Annotated in this window: 1 rRNA gene; it reads right to left on the minus strand. The window is 46.2% G+C overall.

Annotation, left to right across the window (positions count from 1 at the left end):
- Window positions 1-379, minus strand: a 23S ribosomal RNA gene (locus H8S01_RS13885); the annotation flags it as partial.
- Window positions 380-543 lie beyond the last annotated feature (164 nt).

Below are 543 nucleotides of genomic sequence, written 5' to 3' on the forward strand. Positions count from 1 at the left end.
ATTTCGGATACGCGGCTTTCACGCTTTTTCGCCGGACTTCCCAGACCGTTCTCCTATCAATCCCGAATCAATTATGCAGTCCTAACCCCGCAGGATAAATCCCGCGGTTTGGGCTCTTTCCCTTTCGCTCGCCGCTACTAAGGAAATCGATGTTTCTTTCTCTTCCTCCGGGTACTTAGATGTTTCAGTTCCCCGGGTTCCCTTCCATACGTTATGGATTGGCGTATGGATACGTGAGGTTTGCTCACGTGGGTTCCCCCATTCGGAAATCTGCGGCTCACAGAATATTTGCTTCTCCCCGCAGCTTATCGCAGCTTGTCACGTCCTTCGTCGGCTCTCAGTGCCTAGGCATCCGCCCTGTGCTCTTTATAGCTTAACCTTTATCAGATATATAGCGTTATACCTGACGGCTTTTTTTGATTTTCATCATTTCGGTTTGTTTCTTGGTTTGGCATATCTTATCGTATATGCCGCACCTCGGATGTCTAAACATTATTAATGTTTATTAGATATTTTAATATGCAGTTTTCAGGGAACAGTGTC

It is taken from the genome of Lachnospira hominis (ex Liu et al. 2021) (genome assembly GCF_014287955.1).
GTDB classification, from domain to species: Bacteria; Bacillota; Clostridia; order Lachnospirales; family Lachnospiraceae; genus Lachnospira; species Lachnospira hominis.